Below are 21,389 nucleotides of genomic sequence, written 5' to 3' on the forward strand. Positions count from 1 at the left end.
TCAACATGGCGCGCGGGCAGGGATTTCTATTCGATCGGGCCCCCCTTGGACCCAAGCTACCAGCGCAGATAGGCTATGCTCGCGAAAACTGCTCTTGAGAGCGCACTCCCACACCACTCCAACTCGCCAGCCCATGTGCTGAAGCGCGGCTATCGCTCTCTCGTCTCGTTCGACGTTCGATGCGAACTTGCTTACCCAGAAGGCTTGGTTCGACTTCGGCGTCGTGGCAAAACGGCATCCTTGATGCCGATGCCAGTAGCAACCGTGCACGAAAATGGCCGCCCTATGGCGAGTGAGAACGAGGTCCGGGCTGCCGGGGAGCTTTCGGACATCAAGGCGAAATCTCAGGCCCTGTGCGTGAAGGTGGCGGCGAACCAGCAGCTCCGGACCGGTGTCCTTCCGCCTGTTCGCGGCCATCATCCTGGATCTGACCTCGGGTGAGACTGTATCAGCCATAAAATTGCCCCAGTGGCACCTTTGCTCCTTCAATAAAATGGTCCAGAGTGCGGAAAATGAAAGAAGCTTTCGGAATTGTTGATCTGTTCTCGGGCCCCGGCGGCCTTGGCGAGGGATTCTGTGCCTGTCCGGGCGCTAAAGATGCGTTCGAGATTGATGTCTCCGTGGAGAAGGACCCCGTGGCGCATGGAACGCTCAGATTGCGGGCTTTTTTGCGACGCTTTGGATCTCACTTACCGCCCGAATACATCGACTTCATAAATCGCGGCGGCCCCGAGCCGGATTGGTCGGCACTTTACCCGCGCGAATGGGCTCACGCTGAGCGGGAAGCTCTGAACTTGACATTGGGCGAGCCGGAAACCGCATCCATCTTGGATGAACGCATTGCCGAAATTCGGCGACGGCGCGGCGATCGCATCGTCCTGATAGGCGGCCCGCCCTGCCAAGCCTACTCGCTTGCCGGCAGGGGCCGGAAGCCAAGTGACCTCGGATACGTTGCGCACGACGAGAACCGCCATCTCCTCTATCAGGAATACATCAACGTCCTGAAGAAGTTGCGTCCGGCCGCCTTCGTCATGGAAAACGTCAAGGGTATGCTTTCTTCAAGCATCGAGAAGCGCAAGGTCTTCGATTTGGTCACCGAGGATCTGAGAACCGGTGGCGGTTCTGTGGAGTATGAATTGTTTCCGTTGACCGGCAGCACAGACCTTCATGAGCACGCACAGCCAAAGGACTTCGTCGTCGCGGCGGAGGACCATGGCGTCCCTCAAGCGCGCCATCGCGTGATCATCGTGGGCCTGAGGCGCGACTTGCTTCCGGCGATGGATGAGTTCAAGCCGCCTCGGCTCGATGCAGTCGCAGATCGCAACACGGTTCGCGATGTTCTTTCGGCGATGCCCGTGCTCCGAAGTGGGATAAGTTCACGCGGTGGGCATGTCGACGATGTTGAAGATTGGAGGCGGACAGTCGCGCTCGGTGCCGCCAGGATCGCGGTGTTGCCGCATGACCTTGACGGCAAAGCAGCACTGAAATTCGGGGAGGCTCTTCGCACCGTTGATAGGACCCGCAAGATCACCGTCGAGAAACGCAAGGATGCGGTCGGCGGCACGAGGTTGCCGGACAGCTGCCCCGACGACCTCCGCGATTGGCTGGAGGACGATCGGTTGACCCGGCTATCGTTACACGAAACCCGCGGACACATGGTCGGCGATCTCGAGCGGTATCTCTTCGCCTCCTGCTGGGCGGCCGCGACCGGCTGTTCCCCCAAGGCGGCGGATTTTCCGGATAAGCTCGCCCCGAAGCACGACAATTGGAAGTCCGGCAAGTTCAACGATCGCTTCCGGGTCCAGCCTTGGGATCTCCCGTCGTCTACCGTGACTTGCCACCTATCAAAGGATGGACACTACTTCATCCACCCCGACCCCACTCAGTGTCGCAGCATGACGGTGCGCGAGGCAGCGAGATTGCAGACCTTCCCGGACAATTATTTTTTCAGGGGCAACCGCACCCAGCAATATATCCAAGTCGGGAATGCCGTTCCCCCGTTTCTGGCATCGAAAATTGCCGCTGCATTGCATCCAGTATTATCCCGGCTATTCGACGTCGCAACCCCGATCGTCGATAACGGGGAGAAGGCCGCGATAACGGCATGACTGATCGGCTATGCGACGGAAAAAGCTTGTATCACGAAGTTCGGCCGAACGCCGGGGCGCTGATCGAAAGCCTCCGTGACATCGGCTACACGATGTCGAGCGCATTGGCCGACATCGTGGACAACTCGCTGACAGCTTGCGCAACGGAAATCTCGATCAGTGTTCGATCAGACCCCGATGATGCTGCCATCGGCATCATCGACAACGGCGTCGGGATGTCACGGGCGGAACTGCTCGAAGCGATGCGCCCTGGGTCGCGCTCGCCGACGGAAGCGCGAAGCGCCAACGATCTGGGCAGGTTCGGCCTCGGGATGAAGACGGCGTCCTTCTCGCAATGTCGACGATTGACGGTGGTGACCCGCCGGGACGATGCCGTTTCCGTGGCAATCTGGGATTTGGACGTCGTGGTCGCTCGGAACGCGTGGGTTGTCGAAGCGCGCCAGTCGGCAGACGGCATTCGGTTCGCCGACCTGCTGAAGCACGACGGCACGCTCGTCCTATGGGAAAAGCTCGACAGGGTCGGCTTGGAGCTGGGCAGCCAGAATTTCCTGAGGATCATGGACGAGGCGTCGAGGCATCTCGAGCTGGTGTTTCACCGCTTCATGAAATCGGAGAAGGGGCGGAAAGTGGTCTCCTTCGAAGTCAATGGACGGAAACTGGAAGCGGTCGATCCGTTCGCGGAATGGCATGACGCGACGATCAGGCAAGCGGAAGACCGCCGCGTGGTGGGTGGTGGCACAGTCACGATCCAGCCCTTCATCCTGCCGCACCGCAACAAGGTGGCTTCCGAGGCGGAATGGAAGAAGATGGGCCTCCGGGAAGGCCACATGAAGTCGCAAGGCTTCTATCTCTATCGGAACAAGCGTCTCATCCGGTATGCAACTTGGTTTCGGATGGCGCCCCAGCACAGATTGACGCAGCTCGCCCGTGTGCGGATCGACATCGGCAACGAGAGCGATGCGGCGTGGAAGATCGACGTGCTCAAGGCTTCCGCATCACCACCGCCCGCCCTACGAGATTATCTCAGGAGGCTGATCGAGGGTCTCGGCGGAAAGTCGAAGCGCGTCTATCGCAAGCGTGGTGCGAAACTAACGGACGAGAACCCCCTTCCGCTCTGGCAAAGAACGAAGGCCGACAACCGCATCAGCTACGCATTGAACGAAGATCACCCCTCGGTGGCGGCATTTGTAGCCACACTGACCGAAGAGCAAGAGAACGCTTTCGGCGAGGTATTGCGTCTGATTGCGGCGGGCTTGCCGGTCGAGGCGCTTTATCACGACATGGCTGAGAACTTCACCGACATCAGGCAAGAATGCCTCGATGAGACGGAGCTTCGAGCAAATGGTCGAAAATTGATCGATCAACTCAGAGAGATGGGACACGAAGACAGGGACATCGCGGCGATGATGAAGGTGGTTCCACCCTACGCCGGAAACGAGCAGGTAATAAGCGAGCTCTTGGTTCAGGAAAAGGCGGCACCATGAACATCCTCACGTTGGACAACATCCGCGGCCTGATCCGTGACTTCATGATCGAGACACATAGGACCGAGGAAGAGCTGAGGACCGAAATTGAGAAATACGCACCACTTGCGCGCGCGGAGGTGACACGCGAACAACTCGACGAACTCTACGACGAAATGCGCATCCGCCACGGCGTCCTGATCGAGACCGGAGCCGCACTTGTTGCGCCCGGTTTCACGCCTTGGTTCGATAAGAGGCGTCGAGAGAAAACCGACTGGTTCTACTGGGGGCGGTATCGAATTCAGCTCGCCAATTCCGGTTTTCCGGGGCCCGTGTTGGAGGCGATGAACGAGAAAACCAACCGGATCATTGAACTTTGCGGTGATCCGCAAGCGGACGCTCCGTTCGATCGCCGCGGCATGGTGATGGGAGATGTCCAAGCGGGCAAAACGGGCAACTACACCGCGCTCGTAAGCAAGGCGGCCGATGTCGGCTACAAGGTCATCATTATCATCGCCGGCATCCATGAGAATCTGCGGAGCCAGACCCAGACACGTATCGACGAAGGGTTGATCGGACGGAACAGTGACGTCTCGCGCTTGGAAAACGTGCGGGACGACGGCCGAGTGGGCGTTGGTCTAATCGATCCATCACGTGAACCGAGCGCCATGACCACCCGTCGGGCCGATTTCCGAAAGGGGCAGGCAGATCAGCGAATTCCGCTCGTGAACATGGAGAAGGAGCCGATCGTCTTCGTCATCAAGAAGAACGCGAGCGTCCTAAAGAACTTCCTCACATGGCTGAAAGCCTTCAACCTCACTCGTGGCGGCGGGACGATCGATCAGCCGATGATCCTGATCGACGACGAGGCCGACAATGCCTCGATCAACGTGGCAAAGGGGCCGGAGGCCGTTTCTCGGATCAACGGTCAAATTCGCGCACTGCTGAATCTCTTCAGCAAGAGCTCCTACGTCGCATTTACGGCCACGCCCTTCGCCAACATCTTCATCGACCCAGATCTCCAGCACGAGGAGGCAGGGCGTGACCTCTTCCCGGAACACTTTCTGATCGCGCTGGATCGACCCGGAAACTATTACGGCGCGGAGAAGGTCTTTCTGGGCGAACCCGATGAGGAAGCCGAGCGTCCCACGCGCGACATCGAGGACAACGAGCCCCACTTGCCGTTGAAGATGCCGAAGGGCCAGCAGGTCCGCGATCTTCCGGAATCCCTGATGACGGCAATTCGGACATTTATCGTCTCCGGAGCGATCCGTCATCTCCGCGGGCAACGAGACAAGCATCATTCCATGCTGGTTAACGTCTCGCACCTCACTTCGGTCCAGACCGATGTGGCGAACCTCATCAGGCACCGCATCAACGAGATCATTCGCCCGGCGCTGAACCTGCACTGTGCGCTTCCCCCTGACGAGGCTGAAGCCAACGAAGAAGTGGCCGAGATGAGACAGGTCTTCGACGACGAGTATGTCGACACTGAAGTAGATTGGGAGGAGGTATTGCCGCTCCTCAATCAGGTGGCCGGACGAGCCGCTGTCTACGAGGTGAACAGCAAGTCGGGTGAGAAGCTCGAGTATCCGGAAATCAAGGACCCCGAAAATGACCAGGTCACGGCGATCGCGGTCGGCGGATATTCCCTGTCTCGAGGACTGACACTCGAGGGGCTGACAATCAGCTACTTCCTAAGAAATTCAAAGGCTTACGATACACTTCTTCAGATGGCCCGCTGGTTCGGTTATCGCCCGGGTTATGAAGATCTCTGCCGGGTATGGATCAAGGACGAAGCCCGTCTCTGGTATGCCCATATTGCCGAGGCATCCGAGGAACTGAGGCAGGATTTGCGCTACATGGCCGCGTCCGGAGCGAGCCCGCGCGATTTCGGCCTACGGGTTCAGCGCCATCCGTCGGCCCTCGAGGTGACGGCACGCAACAAGGCTGGAAGCGGGCAGGAAGTGATCGTCGATGTCAGCCTGTCGCGCAGCCGCATCGAAACAACGGTCATTCACGACAACGGTCCGGGCGATGAAGCCGAGGAAAACCGGCAAGCGGCGATCCGGCTCCACGACCGGCTTTCAGACAAGTCCTTCAAGATGGACGGCGAAAGCAAGCTCTTCTCCGCCGTCTCTTCCGATATCGTCAAGGAGTTTCTCCAAGACTTTCGAAACCACCAAGATGCAGAGCGGACGCAGACTGAACCGGTGATCCGATACATCGAGGAGCGCGAGGACGAGAACCTCGATGAATGGGACGTCGCGTTTGTCGGTAGTGAAAAGACCGATGCTGCAACTTTTGATGGCTTCGGATTCCGCATGAGCATCCAGACCCGGACGCCAGCCGCACGCGAGGATGGCAAGGTAATCGCAACCAGCCGCCGGTTCTCATCGCGCGGGGTCGTCCGGTTCGGCATGACCGATGATGCCCTTGCGGAGGTGCGAACGGAAGCCGCAGCTGAAGGCACGAAGAACATTGCGGACAGCGCATACTTGGCGAAGCGGTGCCGTCCGATATTGGCGGTGCATGTTATTGCGCTTCTGGATCGGGAGACGAGAAAATTGACTAAAGAGCCTCCAGTCACCGCGTGGACCATCGGGTTCCCGACATCAGAGAAAAAGGGAAAGACGGTGAGTTATCAGGTGAACACGATCTGGTGGCAGCAGAACCGTGGCGAGATCGACGAGGAAGTGGGAGAGGCTCTTGACCGGGAAGAGTGACGACCCTTGGTCGAATATCATGCCATCGCCGTCCGGCCCGCGCTTGAGTGGGCGACTGGTCGCGGAAAGCAGGCCTTGGGAGATCTTTCGCGCGCTCGACCATCTCGGGCGACGCATTCTGTTTCTTGTGCATAATCGTGCCTCTACCTCTGGGGTGACCCTCCCCAAGATCGCTGGTCTCGACGTCGAAGCGCGGGTGAGAAGTGAAGACGACAAGGGAATCCTGTCAGTCACGTTAGAAAATGCCGATAACGCAGACATCTTCACGCGCTTCACGGATGACATCATCGAAACGGTTGCAGCTGCGGGCGACGAAGTGACGGCCGTCCAGTCTTTCGTTGGGCGAACTTGGAAATGGCACGATCTCCTGAAAGGGGGCCGGAAGCCGACACTGAGTCGAGAGGTGCAGTTGGGGCTGATTGGCGAGCTATGGACGCTCTTGAATATCATCGCGCCCTCGAGGGGACTCGACACGGCAGTCATGGGGTGGCGGGGCTCCCAGCGTGCGCCGAAGGATTTTGAGCTCTCCGATCTGTGCATCGAATGCAAGGCGCGTGGCGCAGCTTCCCGAAACAAAGTCCGGATCACATCTGAACATCAACTTGACGATGTGTCCGGCCACCGGGTGATCCTTCTCGTTCATACCTTTGCATCTTCAAGCAAAGAGGATGTCGGCACCCTCGACCTCCACGAGATCGTTATGCAGGTCCGCTCCGCGATTACTTCAAACGCACCGCAAGCCTCAAATGCGTTTGAAGCGGCGCTCGAAGATGCCGGCCACGACGACACCCACGAATACGAAGTGCTCGTGCTGCACAGGGCATTCGACGCCTATCATGTCCGAGACGGCTTCCCCAGAATAGTTCCTGGCGCCTTCCCCGATGGCCCGGTCGAGGTGGCGTATGACCTCCCTCTCGCTGACCTTAGTGCATTTCACATGAGCGAACGCGACTTCAATGACCGGCTTGCAGGCAAGGACTGACCATGGGCGAAGACGATCAGTATGCAGACATGCTCCGGGAAGACGTCCGGCTGCTTTCCGAAGCGAATGGCACCTCGATGGAAGAAGCGTTCTTTGCCCGCGTCACAGACACGATTACCGGTTCCGGGGAGATCGACGCCTTGGAGTATTTTCACCATCGGGGAACACAGCAATCCGGTATTAGAGTGGACGGCTGGGGCGGTGATCCACGGAGATCCAAGCAGCTGACACTTCTCGTCATTGACCACGCTGACGATCCTGACGCGCCGACACTGACCGGCACCGAGTTGAACAGCCAGTTCAAACGCCCCTTGCGGTTTCTGAAGTCGGCGCTTGACGAGGATTGGCGAAACAGGCTCGAGGAAACGGCGCCAGGTTTCGAATTGGCCGACATGATCGCCGCGCGATGGTCATCGGTGAAGAAGATCCGCCTGCTTCTGCTCACCGATCGCAAGCTCAGCAGCCGTGTCGATGGACGCGATATGACCGAGTTCATGGAACGTCCGGTCAGCTACAGCGTGTGGGATGTCACCCGTCTCGAGCGGATCGAGAGTTCCGCGATGGGTCGGGAGGATATCATCGTCGATCTTGATCAGCATGGAGGGGCGATACCCGTTCTTCCCGCCCACATGCTGGATTCACCTTACGAAGCATATCTTGCTGCTCTCCCGGGACCGGTCCTCGCGTCGATCTACGACCGATGGGAGGCACGCCTCTTGGAGCAGAACGTGCGGGTTTTTCTCCAGGCAAGGGGTAATGTGAACAAGGGAATCCGGAAGACCATCGAAGAAGACCCGTCGATGTTCTTTGCCTACAACAACGGGATCACCGCCACGGCCGAGGCGGTCGAGATCGAGGAGCGGGACGGCATCCACATGATGACGCGTCTGACGAACCTCCAGATCGTGAACGGAGGGCAGACCAGTGCTTCCATTCACGCCGCGCTGCGAAGCGGGACGGACCTATCGAAAACTTTCGTCCAAATGAAGCTCTCGATCGTCGATGCGACGAAGGCCGAAAAAATCGTCCCGGATATTTCTCGGTATGCGAACAGCCAGAACAGGATCGCGGCCGCTGACTTCTTCTCGAACCATCCCTTCCACGTTCGGATGGAGGAAATTTCGCGCAGGCTCTACGCGCCGGCGAAGGAGGGGAATTTCACACAGAGCCGGTGGTTCTATGAGCGCGCTCGCGGCCAGTTCGCGGATCGGCGCTCCCGCCTGACTTCGGCACAGCGGCGAAAATTCGACCTTGAGCATCCACGGGCGCAACTCTTCACCAAGACCGACCTCGCCAAGGCGGAGATGACATGGCGCCAGCGCCCTGATTTGGTAAGTCTCGGAGCACAGAAAAACTTCGCTCATTTTGCCCACACCATTGGCAAAGAATGGGAAAAACGAGATGAGACATTTTCCGAGGAGTGGTTTAGAGACGCTATCTCGAAGCTGATAGTCTTCCGAAAGACGGAACGCATTGCCTCGGACGCGACTGGTTCGTGGTATACAGGCGGCTTACGCGCGAACACGGTCTGCTATGCGATCGCCAAGCTGGTCCACGATGTCGCCGAGCAAGGGCAAGCTCTTGACCTCTACTTGATCTGGAACAGTCAGAGCTTGCCTGAACCGCTGATAGATGTCCTCGACCAATACGGCGAAGCCATGCATGCGCACCTTCTTTCCCCGCCAACCGGCGGAAGCAACCCGACGGAATGGGCAAAGAAGAAGGCATGCGTCGAGGCGGCGATGAAGACCGAACTGGAGTTCCGCAGTGATCTCTCGGACATGCTTATCGGCACCGCCGAACGTCGCCACCGAACGGCAGAGGGTCGTCGCGATCAACGCGTGGTGAGCGGCATCCAAGCCCAAGCCGCCGTCGCCGAGATTGGATCGGCCGAGTGGGTCTGCCTTAGGAACTGGGTCCGAAGCTCAGGGATGCGGCTCACGCACTCTGAAGACGGCATACTCGAGGCGGCCACTCGTCTCCGGCTACGTCCCCTCTCTGAAGCCCAATCGATGAAGGCGATGTCAGTAATGGAACGCGCGCGGAATCAAGGATACCGTTCGACTGATGCAGAGTAATTCCAGTGGTTGCTACCTCGTAGGTTTATGGTGCTAATCTAATTCGTCATCTTCGAAGCCGCCGTCAAGAAACCACTCATTTTCGCACGAAGCTTTGAAAAATGCTGTGCGCCATGAATTTCGCCTGTCGAATAGTGACGAATCATATTCACCTTCGAGGTGGCGTCGCACAGTATCTGCGCCTCCGGCGGCATAGAGCCGACGCAAGGTTAAACGGATTGAGCTGAGCAAATCATTGGCTTCTATAGAGTAAAGGGCGTCGAGGCCAAGGTTCTCAATTTGATATTTCAGACGGATTAAGCTTATTGCGTCAATGCCGGATTCTTCATCAACGGAATACAAGAATACCGCGGAGGGGCCTTCAAGTATGTCGGCCTTCAGCCACGCTACATCATCCACATTCTCGAAATACGGGTGAAGCGGTAGATCCTCGATTTTGTCAGCATCTCCTGATAGCTTGTCTGTATTGCAATCCGAACAAGACGGGACCAAGTTCTGGGGGGTCACGGAGAACGTGGGATACTTAGATTTGGGGAGAAAGTGATCCAATTGCCTTACCCGGCGATGTCCGCAGTACGGGCAGAGACCGTTTGGCGCCAGCGCCATTATTGCGTCATAGATGTGCCGCCCAGCATTAACTCTACGTAGCCCGCTTTCATATAGTCTAATCATCTCAGGCTTGGTTATCTCGCCCGGGGCTTCATCATGCGCACCAATCTCGTAGAGTAGTTGCTGCACTCCCTTCTCGCGATAATCATCAGCAGTTTCCAGAATGTCGGTGCGAGCAGCGCCAAGCCGATCACGAATGTTATCTATGTTGCGCAATCGCGACCGTGCAGCATCAAAAGCTTGGGCAGCGGTGTGGCCGGGTGACTGTAGTGGCCACATTACTTCTGGGATCTTCTTTTTTGAACGGCAATTAAACTCCGAATTAGGCCACGACCTTCAGAACCAATACTTCCACCATACTTTTCAATGATCTCATCATAGTCTCCCAGTGAAAGAACTGCATCGCGAATAAGATTGTAGAAACCAGCCTCCTCAACTTCCAGGCCGAATATCCGATGCGTAAGAATTCCTACATTCTCAGCAAAGGTCTCAGCGGATGGTCTTTCTGCTGTCATGAGAGTGTGATGCCGTTCAAGTAGCCAGGTGCAGTCCGCTGGAACCTCCTGCAACACAACAGGTGAATGCGTTGCAACTATCGCGACGCCGTTCCTGTTGTTTAGCAAGTCGGAAAGGGCGCGAACAAAAGCTGAGAGCAGGGGTGGGTGCAAATGTGCCTCCGGCTCATCAAGCAGAACCAGACTTCTCTCAGCTACAAGTTCAACCAATCGTGTGACGGTCAAGAGAACTATTTTGTGTCCGGAGCTCAGATTTCGAAATCGGGAAGACGCGACTTTCTTGAATTCATCAATTTCGTTTATTTCAGCTAGCTCCGATATCTTTGCGATTTTGAAGATTGGGTCCGACTCAAGCATGTCCAAGGCGCGCTGCCATCGGGTAAGTTTGCCCTCATCTAAGCAGTTTCTGGCGCTGATGCTGAACTCCCGGGAAAGGGAGGAGATGTCTTTCAATCCAGGGTCGTCGGATTGACTGCGTTTCTTCTTCTTTAAGCCAACGTATGCATAGCCAATGCCACTCTTCGGAACCAGTCGCTCGGAAAGTGGCTCGAATTTATCGAAGGCACTGAAGCTGACGGATATAATCGATGAGAACCCGTCTTCTTCCACTAAGTTCTCTTCAACGAAAAATTTTCCGTCATTATCCTCGTCTGCGCCATCAATGACCAGTGCACGGACCATAGCATTCAGCATGAAGGACTTGCCTATCCCATTCCGACCAATGAGCACATGTATGTTCGATGGCGGATCAGATTCCGGAGTGACCTTAAACGACAACTCCACTGGCTCATGTTCTGCTGAAAGCTGTGCGGGCCCCCTGTATCGGAAGTCATATGCGGTTAATGGAGCAGCTCCACTAATAATTCGAGCATATTCGCCCAGAACAGTTGTCTCTTTTACACTGCGCAGGAGGGAGGTTTCAAAAACGTCTTCATGACGCGCCTTGCGGAAGAGATCATTATCATACGCGATATCTCGAAGGTCTTTTAGTGCTCGATCCGCTACATTGAACTCCTGAAGCGCACGATAGTAAGCCTTTCGTTGACCGACTGAAAAAAAGTCGTCGCCCAAGTTCTCAAACTTTGCAGGTATTTTCGGTCTACGCTGACCTTTTTCCATGCCAAACTGGCCGATTTTTATGGGACCTACTTCGACAAGGTTGCCGTCCGCATCGCAGTAATGAAGATGGTATTTAGTTTCATAGGTGAACCAGTCGTCCCAATTATCCTCTAAGAGAAGAAAATCCCCTGGAGACGGTGGGTCCGCGATTGTTTTCAGGACGTAATACAGGACTATGCCCCTCCACCGACGTCACTTTCCTACAACTAATAACACGACAGCGAAGATCGCAAGGAGGCATATGGCCTGAAACCTTCCGGCCTTCAGGTTCACTCACAGTAGCTACAGAACGTGAGCGCTTGGGGCGAAGGAGGCGCATCGCTTTCCAAGCGCAGGCCGACAATCAACCTCGAAAGCTATCGCGGGAGCCCTATGGCGGGGCTTTGTCGACGTCGGTTATCCTCCATGGGGTCGTCAGAAGGCGATGCTGTTAGCCTCCTGAACATTTGTATGGAGGCTGTTTCCACAGCAAGGTTCGAGTAGACTTGAGCATCTACGGGTTTCTGCGGTCGGGCTTTTCCTTGCCAAAAAAGGTCGCTTTATGGGAGGTCGCATCGGCGTTTTGAGCGACTTCGAGCGACTGAATCTGGTTCCGGATCTTGAGAAGTTCCTCGAAAATGCGGTTCGAACTTTCTCTCGTTGGGCGCACCATCTCTAAAAAAGAGCATTGTTATAAAACGCTTTCTTCGGGAAAGTGTCCCACGAAAGCTGAGCGTGGGACACATTAACACTAAGACTGAACTGAGCGGGTCGACTTCGCCCCACTCGGAGCTGTCTGCCGTTCGCTGCATATGCTCACCTTCAACGATACGTGCGAAGTTGTGCTTACCTGAGGGCGGAGAGCAGGCCTAAGTTGCACGCTCGGTATGATCGACAGGTAGCGCGTCAAACCGTCGTTCGCTGCGGGTCGGAGCGAACGACAGATGGGTCGAAAAGCGAGCGTTCGTCCGGATGATCTGACCGGGACACCTCGCCACACGAACGATCGCGCCGCCCGACGTCAGGCTTGCCGGGTTCTAGCGCGTACATCAAATGTCGAGCGGCATATCGAGGGCGACTTTCAGGCCTGCCTGGCACCAAGCGTAGCTCAGCCGGGCACCGATGGTTCGCAGTACGCTCTCGGTCATGCGCGGTCCGGTGCCCGCGATACTGGGCACGGCGACGGGCGGCCCGCCTTACTCACTCCACGTCTGTCTCGCCACGTGCCGACAGGCCAACGATCGCAGACATGACAGCGAAAAGGTTCTTGGTACGGTTCTGAAGTTCCGTAGCGACCTCGTCCTGCAAAACGATCCGTTCACGCTTCTCGACGAGGAGTATCGTCATGCGCCTCGGGGGCCAGTTCCTGACCTTCTTGGGGCGTTTCGCGCTTCGAGCCCTCGTTCGGAGCGTTCCTGCCAAGGCTCGGAGCCAGGGCGCTCGGGTGGTGCCAATCGGTCCGCTCCTCGGTGGCATACTCTGACCTCCAGGCATCTGGTCTTGTGGACCCCACCGTCTATACGGAGAAAGCTGTGTGCATCGATTGGCGTTTGGCCCGGAGCGCGGCTTTCCATGCGTACACATCGCATGCGCGTCTCAGCGAACCGCTCATCGCAACGTCTTTTAGGAGTGCAGGATGGCGAACACCCATCGACTGGAAGCCAGCCTGGCGCGGCGTGCCGATCTGTCGGCGGCGGAGCGGGATGTTCTGCGTGCCTTGCCGGTGGAGCGCACGGTCTACGCCCACGGGGACCGGATCGTCGTCGAGGGGGCCGCTCCGGACGGCAGTTGTCTTCTCGTCGACGGAATGGCGATGCGGTCGCACCGGATCGGCGGGTCCGAGCGGGTCATCAGCGCCCTGCATGTGCCCGGAGATTTCATCGACCTCCATTCCTTCCTGTTGCAGCATATCGACCACGACATCCTCGCCGTGGGCCCCTGCACGGTCGAATTCGTCGCCGCCGCGCATCTTAAAACGATCACGCAGGATCATCCGCATCTCGCCAGGCTGCTGTGGCTCGACACGCTGATTGACGCCAAGATGCACCGTGTCTGGGTTGCGACGCGCGCCGCGCTGCGCGGGACACAGCGGCTGGGCCACCTCCTGTGCGAATTGCACGCGCGGCTGGATGCGGCGGGGCTGGTCCTGGCGGAGGGCTTCGCGATGCCGCTCGATCAGCGGGGGATCGCCGAGGCGCTGGGGTATTCCGTGGTCCATGTGAACCACGCCGTCCGCGATCTGCGCGCCGAGGGGCTGCTGGAGTGGGAGCGGGGCCGCGTACGTCTGCCCGATCCCGGTCGTTTGGCACACTATTCCAACTTCGATCCTGCCTACCTGGAGCTTCGACGACCGCCCGCCAGCGCGCCGTAAACAAGTTTAACCAGAGGTTGTCGCCCCACCGGCCCGCCTATCTTTCGCTATGCGGATCGTCCGCGTGCGGAGAGACGAATGGGCCACTGCGATAGCGGATCTACGGCACCGGGAGCGACCGCGCCGGGCGACGCGATCCTTCCCTTGCTCGACCGGCTTCGCGCCTCGTCCGACGCGGCGGCGCGGGAGCTGCCGGACCTCGGCGGCACGATAGAGCTGCTTCGGTCGGCGGGCATTCTGAGATCCGTTCTGCCCGAGCCGGAGGGCGCTGGCATCGGCTGGGCGCCGGATAGGGCGGTGGCTCTGTCGGATCTGCTGCGTCGCGTGGGTGCAGCCGATCTCGCGCTCGCCCGCCTGCTCGAAGGGCACATCAACGCTGCGATCCTCGTCGAGATGCATGCCGAGCGCCCCGCGCGGGACGCGATGCGCGCGGCGGTGCGCGACGGCGCGCTTCTCGGCGTCTGGGGGGCGGACGGGTCAGCGCCGCTGGAATGGGTGGACCGCACGGAGGGCGGCATCCGGCTGTCAGGGTCCAAGCGCTATGCCTCCGGGCTCGGCCATGTCGACCTTGCGCTCGTGACGGCGCGCGCGGCGTCCGGCGCTCCGGCGCGCATGTTCCTCGTGCCTGCAGGAGATCCCGCGCGCCACGATCACGACGCCTGGACCGCATCTGCCATGCGCGCGTCCCGCTCGGGCGGGTTCGACGCCACCGGGATCGTCCTCGACGAGATGGGCTGCGTCGGCCCGGCGGGCGCGCTGATGACCGAACCGTGGTTCGAGGGCGGCGTGTGGCGCTACTGTGCCGCCCATGTCGGCGGGGCCGAAGGCCTGATCGACCGCTGGACCACGCTGCTGCGGCGTATGGGGCGACTGGACGACCCGGTTCAGCGTGACCGGCTTGGACGCGCGATGGCCGAGGCCGTTGCCGCCCGCGCCGTGGTCGAGGCCGCCGCCGTGGCGGTGGAGGGGGCGACCGAAGCACTGCCCGAGGCGGTGGAGCGGGCGGTCGCCCATGCCCTGATGGCGCGCGAGGCGGTCGAGGGCGCGTGTATCCGCATCCTCGCGCTCTGCGAGCGCAGTCTCGGAATGGCCGCGCATGACCTGCAGGGCCCGGTGGACCGGATGCGGCGCGATCTGTCGCTGTTCCTGCGCCAGGCGGGACCGGACGCGAAGCTCGACCGGGCCTTGGGGACGGCGCTGGATGTCGGCCCGGGGGGGCTGCGATGAGCGCCCTTTCGCCCGAGACCCTGCTGGGCGACGCACCCTTGCTGGTGCTCGCGCCGCATCCGGACGACGAGTCGCTGGGCTGCGGTTTGCTGCTGGCCGAGCGCTGGCACCGGGGGCTCCCCACGCATGTCGCCTGCCTGACCGACGGCGCGGCCTCCCATCCCGGTTCGCGCGACTGGCCGGGTCCGCGGCTCGCGGCCCTGCGTCGTGACGAGTTGTCGAGGGCCGTCCGCTGCCTCGGGGGCGATCCGGTGCGGGACATCACCTGGCTCGGCCACCCCGACGCCGCGTTGCACCGGCTTCACGCGCCCGGAGGTGACCTCGCGCGCGATCTGGTGAGGCTGGTGGACGGTCTCGGGGCAGGGGTCGTCCTGACAGCCTCATCGGATGATCCGCATTGCGACCACGTCGCCTGCGCCGAGGCCGCCCGCCGCGTCGGCGCGCAGCGCCCTGGCCTGCGCCTCTGGTCCTATGCCGTCTGGTCGCGATGGCACGGTTGGGCCGGCGGCATCGAGGTGCCGGGACTGCGGCTGGACCTGCCACACAGACGACCGGCCAAACGCGCGGCGATCCAGGCGCATCGCAGCCAGATGGGCCTCGTTGTGCGCGATGACCCGCAGGGCTTCGCCATGCCACCGGGGTTCGCGGACCGGTTTTGCGCCGAGGCCGAGATCTTCGCGCAGGTGCAGCCATGACGCCTGCGAACCTTGCGCATCTGCACGGTCTCTATGCCACGACGGACGATCCGTGGGATTTTCGCGGCTCGCCCTACGAGGCGGAGCGCTTCGCCGCGGTCGCGCGCACTCTACCGCGGGCGCATTACGGGATGGCGCTGGAGATCGGGTGCGGGAACGGCGAACTCGCACGCCGGATCGCCCCGCGCTGCGCGTCCTATACCGGGCTCGACGCGGTGCCTGCAGCACTGGAATCAGCGCGCGCGGCCGTCCCGACGGGCCGGTTCGTGGAAGCGTTCCTCCCTTGCGCCCTGCCCGAACCGCCGGGCGGGGCGGGCTACGACCTCGTGATCCTGAGCGAGATCCTCTACTTCCTCGACCGGAGCGCCATCGCGCGGATCGCCGGGGACCTCGACGGGGATCATCCCGGCGCGGATGTGGTCTGCGTGACATGGCGCGGCGAGACGGGCCACGCGCTGAGCGGGGACGACGCGGTCGCGGCCTTCGCCGCCGCCACCGACCGTCACTGCCGGATGCCGCATGTCGGCGATGGCTACCGGATCGCCATTTTCGCCCCGCTCGAGGGGACAGGGTCGTGACGCGAGCGGTTGCCGTCATTCCGGCCCGCGACGAAGCTGATCGCCTGCCGACAGCACTCGCCTCCCTTCGACGTGAAGGGCTCGCCGCACTCGTGGTCGCCAATGGCTGCACCGATGCCACGGCGGAACTGGCCCGGGCCGAGGGGGCCGCGGTCATCGAGACGCCCGCGCTTGCGGGCGGGGTCGGTGCGGCGCGGGCCATCGGCCTTGACGCCGCGCTGGATCGCGGGGCGCGCATCCTGTTCACCATTGATGCCGACTGCACACTGGCGCCCGGCAGCGTGGCCGCGGTCCTGCGGGCACTCGACCGCGCCGATGCCGTCTTCGGCCGGGTCGTGCCCGACGCGACCGAGTTCGCCGTCCTGCCGAGGTTGGTCCGTCGACACGGTGCCGCCGAAGACCGGTGCGATTGCCTGCGCGCCCTGATCGCGGCGCTCATCGCCAGGCGCCCGTGGGACCCGTTCCCGGCACATGGTCAGAGCCCTGGTGCGCTGATCGCCTGGCACGCCTCGGCCTACCGCGCCGTCGGTGGCATCGATCCGGTGGCGTCCCACGAGGATCGCCGCATGGCCGCCGCCCTGATCGACCACGACCTTCGGGTCGCGCGGCCCTGGGATGCCGTGGTCGTCGCCTCCTGCCGGCTGCGCGGTCGGGCACCCGGCGGAATGGCCGACACGATTGCAGAACGAACCCACGCCGGGGCGCGCCTCGCCGCCGACGCCGTTGCCCTCGAACGCGAATGCGCCCGGCTCGAACGACGCCTGGCCGCACTGGCGCCCCGGGCCGATTGGCCTAGCCTTCCATCACTGTTCACCAAAGGAGACGACAATGTTCCATCATTCCAGCAAGCTTCAGTATGAGGTTCGGGTCGATACCCCCGATCCGCAATTCGCCAAGTACCTCCAGCAGGCGATCGGCGGCATCGAGGGCGAGATCCGCGTCGCGATGCAGTATTTCTTCCAAGCCATGGGCGCGCGCGGCGACGCGAAGTATCGCGACATGCTGATGATGACCGCCACCGAAGAGCTGAGCCATATCGAGTTCCTCGGCCACGCGGTCGCGCTGAACCTCGAAGGCGCGCCGGTCTCGGTGCAGGAAGAGGCGGCGAAGGACCCGGTCGTTCACGCGATCATGGGCGGGGCCAACCCGCGACATATCCTCAGCTCGGGGCTGTCGGCCATGCCGGTGAATGCCAACGGCGTGCCCTTCGACATGAGCCACGTCTATGCCACCGGCAACCTCGCCGCGGACATGATGGCCAACGCCACCGCCGAGTCGGGCGGGCGGGTGCTGGCCAGTCGCCTCTACAACATGACCGAGGATGCCGGGATGAAGGACATGCTGTCCTTCCTCATCGCGCGCGACACGATGCACCAGCAGCAGTGGCTCGCGGTGATCGAGGAGCTGGGCGGCTGGAACCAGCAGCTTCCGATCCCGAACTCGACGCCCGAAGAGCACGAGGCGACGGAGCACAGCTACTACTTCCTCAACACCTCCCTCGACGAGCCGACGCCCGAGGGACGCTGGACCTCAGGCCCCTCGCTCGACGGTCGCGCCGAGTTCTCGGCGAAGGAAAAGGTCGAGCCGCTCGGCCAGAAGCCCGATCTCGGCAAGGCCCGTCCCGGAACCGGCACGCAGACCGAACAGCAATGATCTCTCGCCCCCGGCACGACGCCGGGGGCGAGGTCCACATGGGGAGTAGCATATGTTTTTCGACGACGAGGGCGCTTACTGGCATATCCCGGTAGCGGTGGTTCTGGGGTTCTTGCTGCTCCTCTTTCTGCTTCGGCTGTCCGGCAAGCGGACGGTCGCGCAGTTCAACATGTACGACATGATCCTGACCTTCACCGTCGGGTCGGTGCTGAGCTCCTTCATCATTCTCGACAACGTGGCCTTTCTCGATGCCGCCATCGCCTTGGCGTCCTTGATCGCCATGGATTACGTGATCTCTCTCGTCATCATGAAGTCCGATGGCGTCCGAAAGCTCGTGCGGTCGCAACCCGCGTTGCTAGTCTTCAAGGGAGAGCTGCAGCACGCGAACATGCGCCGGGAACGGGTTATCGAGGACGAGGTCCTGATGTTCATGCGCCAGCGCGGCGTCGATCGGCTGTCGCATGTGTCCGCGATGATCCTCGAGCCGGCGGGGGACGTTTCGGTCTTCAGCGACGCGCAGGATCACGGCGATGTGGCCAAGAGCCTGCAGAGATCCGGCGTGGACATTCCCGGCTAGGATCCACGCGCCGCGGGTCCTGGTGACAGGCAAGGGATGTTCTGCTCATGCAGAATGCTGCGGGACGGCGTTCGGTAAAACGGGCTCTCTATCGACCTTCGCTGCGGTCTACGTGAGCGACCGCAGCGCGGACAACCCCGCCGCTTCCATCGCCGCGAGCAATGACGGCACGCAGTCCGAAGCGGACATGATCGGGTTGGCGGTCGCGTCGTCGCGGATCCGATGAGAATGGCGGATTCCGGTCATTCGCTGCGGACGCCAAGGTGCCCCGGCCACCCTCAGGAAGCAGACATTCAGCTAGCCGGGCTCGCCGCCAATGATCGAAGCGTTGCCCGCTCGATCAGGCAACGCTCTGGTAGCTCAACTAATATCAGCGCAGGGCTTGTCCGGACTCTTCAAACGCGTGGAGCGCTCCCGAAACGGAGAGTCCCATTCTGTCGCCCGGTTTGGCCTGCGTCGTGCCATCGGTGCGCAGCGTGATCTGGCCGGCGTTCTCAGACCCGAGGATCAGGAAACTGTCGGCGCCGAGGTATTCGACGACCTCGACCTCGGCATCGAGCATTCCCTCGCCTGTAGCAACGGGCGTCAGATCCTCAGGGCGCACACCGATCTTGACGGCTCTGTCACGGCCCTCGCTACCGGGGATGCGCCGCCCCCCTTTCGGCGCGAGGCCGCCATCGACCGTTTCGCAAGGCAGGATATTCATTGCGGGCGAACCGATGAATTCGGCGACAAAGAGGTTGGCGGGCCGCTCGTAGAGCTCGCGCGGTGTGCCAACCTGGGCGATGGTGCCGAACTCGAGTACAACGATCCGGTCGGCAAGCGTCATCGCTTCGACCTGATCATGGGTCACGTAGATCATTGTACGCCCCAGGGTCTGGTGCAGCTTGGCAATCTCATAGCGCATCTCCACGCGAAGGGCGGCATCCAGATTGGAGAGCGGCTCGTCGAACAGGAACGCGGTCGGGTCGCGCACGATCGAACGACCAATGGCCACCCGCTGCCGCTGTCCACCGGACAACGCTTTCGGCCGCCGGTCGAGATAATCGCCAAGCTTCAGGATACGTGCAGCGTCGTCCACTTTCTCGGCGATCTCTGACTTGGGCGCGCCGGCGGTCTTCAGCGAGAAACCCATATTGTCGCGGACCGACATGTGGGGGTAGAGCGCGTAGCTCTGGAACACCATCGACAGGCCGCGCTTCGACGGCGGGTCAGAGGTGACATCGCGGTCATCGATGACAAGATTGCCGCGGCTGATCTCTTCCAGCCCACCGATCATTCGCAGGAGCGTGGATTTGCCGCAGCCGGAAGGGCCGACGAAAACGATGAACTCGCCATCCTCGATCTCGAGGTCGATGCCCTTGATAACCTGCAAGCTCTCGAACCACTTCTCGATATGCTCAAGCCGGATCGCACCCATCACGTTTCCTCTCTGTTGGCCCATGCCAGCCAGATGGCGGCCGTCCATGTGAATCGGTCCCCGCCACAGGCCGTGCCGTCCGTGGGGTCGAAATACTCGAAGAAGCCTCCCTGCCGGATCAGCTCGGCCGTCTCGCGGCGGAGACGCGCCTCGTCGGCGTCGCGTCCGGCCGAAGTCAGCCCGACGGCGATCAGCGCGTTGACGACCGGCCAGGTCGGCCCGCGCCAGTAGCGGCGCGGCTCAAAGCTGGGCGCGGCGGGATCGTTTGACGGTATGCCGTAGCGCACCCGGTCCCACATGGCGGCGAGCTTCTCCTCCATCGCCGCGTTCTCTACACCGGCAAGGAGGCCGAGCGCGGCGCCCGACGAGATGGCGCTGGCGAAGACGCCGGTGCGCGCGTCCCGTGCGACATAGGCCTGCAGGTCGTCGCTCCAGAGCCACGGCAGCGCGGCTTCCATCTCGTCGGCCCATGCGGTCGGCTCGGCGCTGTCCTCTCCGAGGATGTCGGCGATGGCGGCAAGATCCCTGTTGGCGCGGATCAGGATGAAGGTTGTGGCCGGATCGCCCATCAGGAACGGGCCATTATCGCGGATTTCCACCTGGTCCCAGCCGCACTCCCGCCCGAACTTCACCATGGTGATGTAGCGGTCGTAATCTTCCTTGCTGGGGCGCATGGCCGCGTCCACGTGGCCGGTATCGCGGCGCTGATAGGTGCCGACGCCCGCGGTGTCGACATTGGCCATGCCCGGGTCCCAGTCGGGGCAGTTGTCGCGCCCGGACTCCCAGGGATGGGCGATACAGGCGATGCCATGGGCCACGCGACACTCCAGCCACCAGCGGTGCCATGCCAGCAGTTTGGGGTAGAGCGCGCGGAGCCTCTCCGTGCCGCCGACCCGGTCATGGATCAGCCGCGCAAGGATCGCCGCGACGGGCGGCTGCGAGATGCCCGACGTCGCAGGCGTCGTCCCGGTGTCCCAGACGTCTGGGCCGGGGAAATAGCCGTCGTCTTCCTTGTGGAACACGATATGCGGGACCATTCCGGTCGACCACTGGGCCGAGAACAGCGTCTCGAGCTCGGTCCAGGCGCGATCCGCATCGAAGGTCGAGAACCCCCATGCCGCGAAGGCCGAGTCCCAGTTCCACTGAAACGGGTAGAGCCCCGCGGTCGGGATCGTGTAGCCGCCACGGTCGTTCGCGGTCAGGATATCCCGCGCGGCCGCGTCGAGGTCTTCGTCGGTCATCTGTCCGTCTTTCGTATCATGTCGTCTTTCGGCATCGCCCGCGCGCCC

General features: G+C 61.1%; 18 protein-coding genes. 12 read left to right on the forward strand and 6 right to left on the reverse strand.

What is annotated here, in order from left to right; translation table 11 throughout:
* Positions 1-456 carry a very short patch repair endonuclease gene (locus tag RM543_RS12000; protein ID WP_311691933.1) on the reverse strand — a complete coding sequence of 152 codons (456 nt, stop codon included), beginning with the start codon at positions 454-456 and terminating at the stop codon, positions 1-3.
* A 56-nt stretch (positions 457-512) separates the two neighbouring features.
* Here RM543_RS12000 and RM543_RS12005 point away from each other — a divergent pair, with 56 nt between their 5' ends.
* From RM543_RS12005 to RM543_RS12025, 5 genes are read left to right on the forward strand one after another with little or no spacing between them, the layout of a single operon-like run.
* Positions 513-2,108 carry a DNA cytosine methyltransferase gene (locus RM543_RS12005; protein WP_311691936.1) on the forward strand — a complete coding sequence of 532 codons (1,596 nt, stop codon included), beginning with the start codon at positions 513-515 and terminating at the stop codon, positions 2,106-2,108.
* A gap of 26 nt (positions 2,109-2,134) precedes the next feature.
* The gene (locus tag RM543_RS12010; RefSeq protein WP_311691938.1) at positions 2,135-3,592 is read left to right on the forward strand and encodes an ATP-binding protein; all 1,458 of its coding nucleotides are present in this window, start codon (positions 2,135-2,137) and stop codon (positions 3,590-3,592) included.
* Positions 3,589-6,297 (forward strand): Z1 domain-containing protein, encoded by a 2,709-nt coding sequence (locus tag RM543_RS12015; RefSeq protein WP_311691940.1) that lies wholly within the window; start codon positions 3,589-3,591, stop codon positions 6,295-6,297. The genes RM543_RS12010 and RM543_RS12015 overlap by 4 nt, the downstream gene beginning before the upstream one ends.
* Positions 6,248-7,279: a PD-(D/E)XK motif protein gene (locus RM543_RS12020; RefSeq protein WP_311691942.1), complete on the forward strand. Its 1,032-nt coding sequence runs from the start codon at positions 6,248-6,250 to the stop codon at positions 7,277-7,279. The genes RM543_RS12015 and RM543_RS12020 overlap by 50 nt, the downstream gene beginning before the upstream one ends.
* Positions 7,280-7,281: 2 nt before the next feature.
* Complete coding sequence (locus RM543_RS12025) at positions 7,282-9,357, forward strand: AIPR family protein (RefSeq protein WP_311691944.1); 2,076 nt, start codon at positions 7,282-7,284, stop codon at positions 9,355-9,357.
* Positions 9,358-9,390: 33 nt separating this feature from the next.
* On the opposite strand, the gene RM543_RS12030 is transcribed toward RM543_RS12025, so the two are convergent.
* The 3 genes from RM543_RS12030 to RM543_RS12040 form a co-directional block, all read right to left on the reverse strand.
* A complete protein-coding gene (locus RM543_RS12030; protein ID WP_311691945.1) occupies positions 9,391-10,245 on the reverse strand; it encodes an HNH endonuclease in 855 nt (284 codons plus the stop codon).
* Positions 10,245-11,600 carry an AAA family ATPase gene (locus RM543_RS12035; protein ID WP_311691947.1) on the reverse strand — a complete coding sequence of 452 codons (1,356 nt, stop codon included), beginning with the start codon at positions 11,598-11,600 and terminating at the stop codon, positions 10,245-10,247. Before RM543_RS12035 ends, RM543_RS12030 begins: the two co-directional genes overlap by 1 nt.
* 1,179 nt (positions 11,601-12,779) lie before the next feature.
* Positions 12,780-12,926 carry a hypothetical protein gene (locus tag RM543_RS12040; RefSeq protein ID WP_311691949.1) on the reverse strand — a complete coding sequence of 49 codons (147 nt, stop codon included), beginning with the start codon at positions 12,924-12,926 and terminating at the stop codon, positions 12,780-12,782.
* Between the two features lie 289 nt (positions 12,927-13,215).
* On the opposite strand from RM543_RS12040, the gene RM543_RS12045 reads away from it, so the two are divergent.
* The 7 genes from RM543_RS12045 (at position 13,216) to RM543_RS12075 (ending at position 18,680) form a co-directional block, all read left to right on the forward strand.
* Positions 13,216-13,950: a Crp/Fnr family transcriptional regulator gene (locus RM543_RS12045; RefSeq protein ID WP_311691951.1), complete on the forward strand. Its 735-nt coding sequence runs from the start codon at positions 13,216-13,218 to the stop codon at positions 13,948-13,950.
* A 78-nt stretch (positions 13,951-14,028) separates the two neighbouring features.
* On the forward strand, positions 14,029-15,177 hold the full coding sequence (locus RM543_RS12050) for an acyl-CoA dehydrogenase family protein (protein WP_311691953.1): 1,149 nt from the start codon (positions 14,029-14,031) through the stop codon (positions 15,175-15,177).
* Positions 15,174-15,872 carry a PIG-L deacetylase family protein gene (locus tag RM543_RS12055; protein WP_311691955.1) on the forward strand — a complete coding sequence of 233 codons (699 nt, stop codon included), beginning with the start codon at positions 15,174-15,176 and terminating at the stop codon, positions 15,870-15,872. Before RM543_RS12050 ends, RM543_RS12055 begins: the two co-directional genes overlap by 4 nt.
* Positions 15,869-16,450, forward strand: a complete 582-nt coding sequence (locus RM543_RS12060) for an SAM-dependent methyltransferase (protein ID WP_311691957.1) — start codon at positions 15,869-15,871, stop codon at positions 16,448-16,450. Before RM543_RS12055 ends, RM543_RS12060 begins: the two co-directional genes overlap by 4 nt.
* The gene (locus RM543_RS12065) at positions 16,447-17,310 is read left to right on the forward strand and encodes a glycosyltransferase family 2 protein (protein ID WP_311691959.1); all 864 of its coding nucleotides are present in this window, start codon (positions 16,447-16,449) and stop codon (positions 17,308-17,310) included. Before RM543_RS12060 ends, RM543_RS12065 begins: the two co-directional genes overlap by 4 nt.
* Complete coding sequence (locus tag RM543_RS12070) at positions 17,279-18,103, forward strand: manganese catalase family protein (protein ID WP_311691961.1); 825 nt, start codon at positions 17,279-17,281, stop codon at positions 18,101-18,103. Before RM543_RS12065 ends, RM543_RS12070 begins: the two co-directional genes overlap by 32 nt.
* A 52-nt stretch (positions 18,104-18,155) precedes the next feature.
* Positions 18,156-18,680: a DUF421 domain-containing protein gene (locus tag RM543_RS12075; protein ID WP_311691963.1), complete on the forward strand. Its 525-nt coding sequence runs from the start codon at positions 18,156-18,158 to the stop codon at positions 18,678-18,680.
* A 370-nt stretch (positions 18,681-19,050) separates the two neighbouring features.
* Here the strand turns inward: RM543_RS12075 and RM543_RS12080 are convergent, their stop codons facing one another.
* Both RM543_RS12080 and RM543_RS12085 read right to left on the reverse strand, forming a co-directional pair.
* On the reverse strand, positions 19,051-20,100 hold the full coding sequence (locus RM543_RS12080; protein WP_311693344.1) for an ABC transporter ATP-binding protein: 1,050 nt from the start codon (positions 20,098-20,100) through the stop codon (positions 19,051-19,053).
* Complete coding sequence (locus RM543_RS12085; RefSeq protein WP_311691965.1) at positions 20,100-21,341, reverse strand: MGH1-like glycoside hydrolase domain-containing protein; 1,242 nt, start codon at positions 21,339-21,341, stop codon at positions 20,100-20,102. The genes RM543_RS12080 and RM543_RS12085 overlap by 1 nt, the downstream gene beginning before the upstream one ends.
* Positions 21,342-21,389 lie beyond the last annotated feature (48 nt).

The organism is Tropicimonas omnivorans, assembly GCF_031846565.1.
GTDB classification, from domain to species: Bacteria; Pseudomonadota; Alphaproteobacteria; order Rhodobacterales; family Rhodobacteraceae; genus Tropicimonas_B; species Tropicimonas_B omnivorans.

Excerpts from the sequence above, each read along its gene's own strand:
- RM543_RS12045 (WP_311691951.1), top strand. The coding sequence starts at position 13,216 with ATGGCGAACACCCATCGACTGGAAGCCAGCCTGGCGCGGCGTGCCGAT.
- RM543_RS12040 (WP_311691949.1), bottom strand. The coding sequence starts at position 12,926 with ATGACGATACTCCTCGTCGAGAAGCGTGAACGGATCGTTTTGCAGGAC.
- RM543_RS12050 (WP_311691953.1), top strand. The coding sequence starts at position 14,029 with ATGGGCCACTGCGATAGCGGATCTACGGCACCGGGAGCGACCGCGCCG.
- RM543_RS12015 (WP_311691940.1), top strand. The coding sequence starts at position 3,589 with ATGAACATCCTCACGTTGGACAACATCCGCGGCCTGATCCGTGACTTC.
- RM543_RS12035 (WP_311691947.1), bottom strand. The coding sequence starts at position 11,600 with ATGGAAAAAGGTCAGCGTAGACCGAAAATACCTGCAAAGTTTGAGAAC.
- RM543_RS12070 (WP_311691961.1), top strand. The coding sequence starts at position 17,279 with ATGTTCCATCATTCCAGCAAGCTTCAGTATGAGGTTCGGGTCGATACC.
- RM543_RS12025 (WP_311691944.1), top strand. The coding sequence starts at position 7,282 with ATGGGCGAAGACGATCAGTATGCAGACATGCTCCGGGAAGACGTCCGG.
- RM543_RS12080 (WP_311693344.1), bottom strand. The coding sequence starts at position 20,100 with ATGGGTGCGATCCGGCTTGAGCATATCGAGAAGTGGTTCGAGAGCTTG.
- RM543_RS12005 (WP_311691936.1), top strand. The coding sequence starts at position 513 with ATGAAAGAAGCTTTCGGAATTGTTGATCTGTTCTCGGGCCCCGGCGGC.
- RM543_RS12030 (WP_311691945.1), bottom strand. The coding sequence starts at position 10,245 with ATGTGGCCACTACAGTCACCCGGCCACACCGCTGCCCAAGCTTTTGAT.
- RM543_RS12060 (WP_311691957.1), top strand. The coding sequence starts at position 15,869 with ATGACGCCTGCGAACCTTGCGCATCTGCACGGTCTCTATGCCACGACG.
- RM543_RS12000 (WP_311691933.1), bottom strand. The coding sequence starts at position 456 with ATGGCTGATACAGTCTCACCCGAGGTCAGATCCAGGATGATGGCCGCG.
- RM543_RS12085 (WP_311691965.1), bottom strand. The coding sequence starts at position 21,341 with ATGACCGACGAAGACCTCGACGCGGCCGCGCGGGATATCCTGACCGCG.
- RM543_RS12075 (WP_311691963.1), top strand. The coding sequence starts at position 18,156 with ATGTTTTTCGACGACGAGGGCGCTTACTGGCATATCCCGGTAGCGGTG.
- RM543_RS12055 (WP_311691955.1), top strand. The coding sequence starts at position 15,174 with ATGAGCGCCCTTTCGCCCGAGACCCTGCTGGGCGACGCACCCTTGCTG.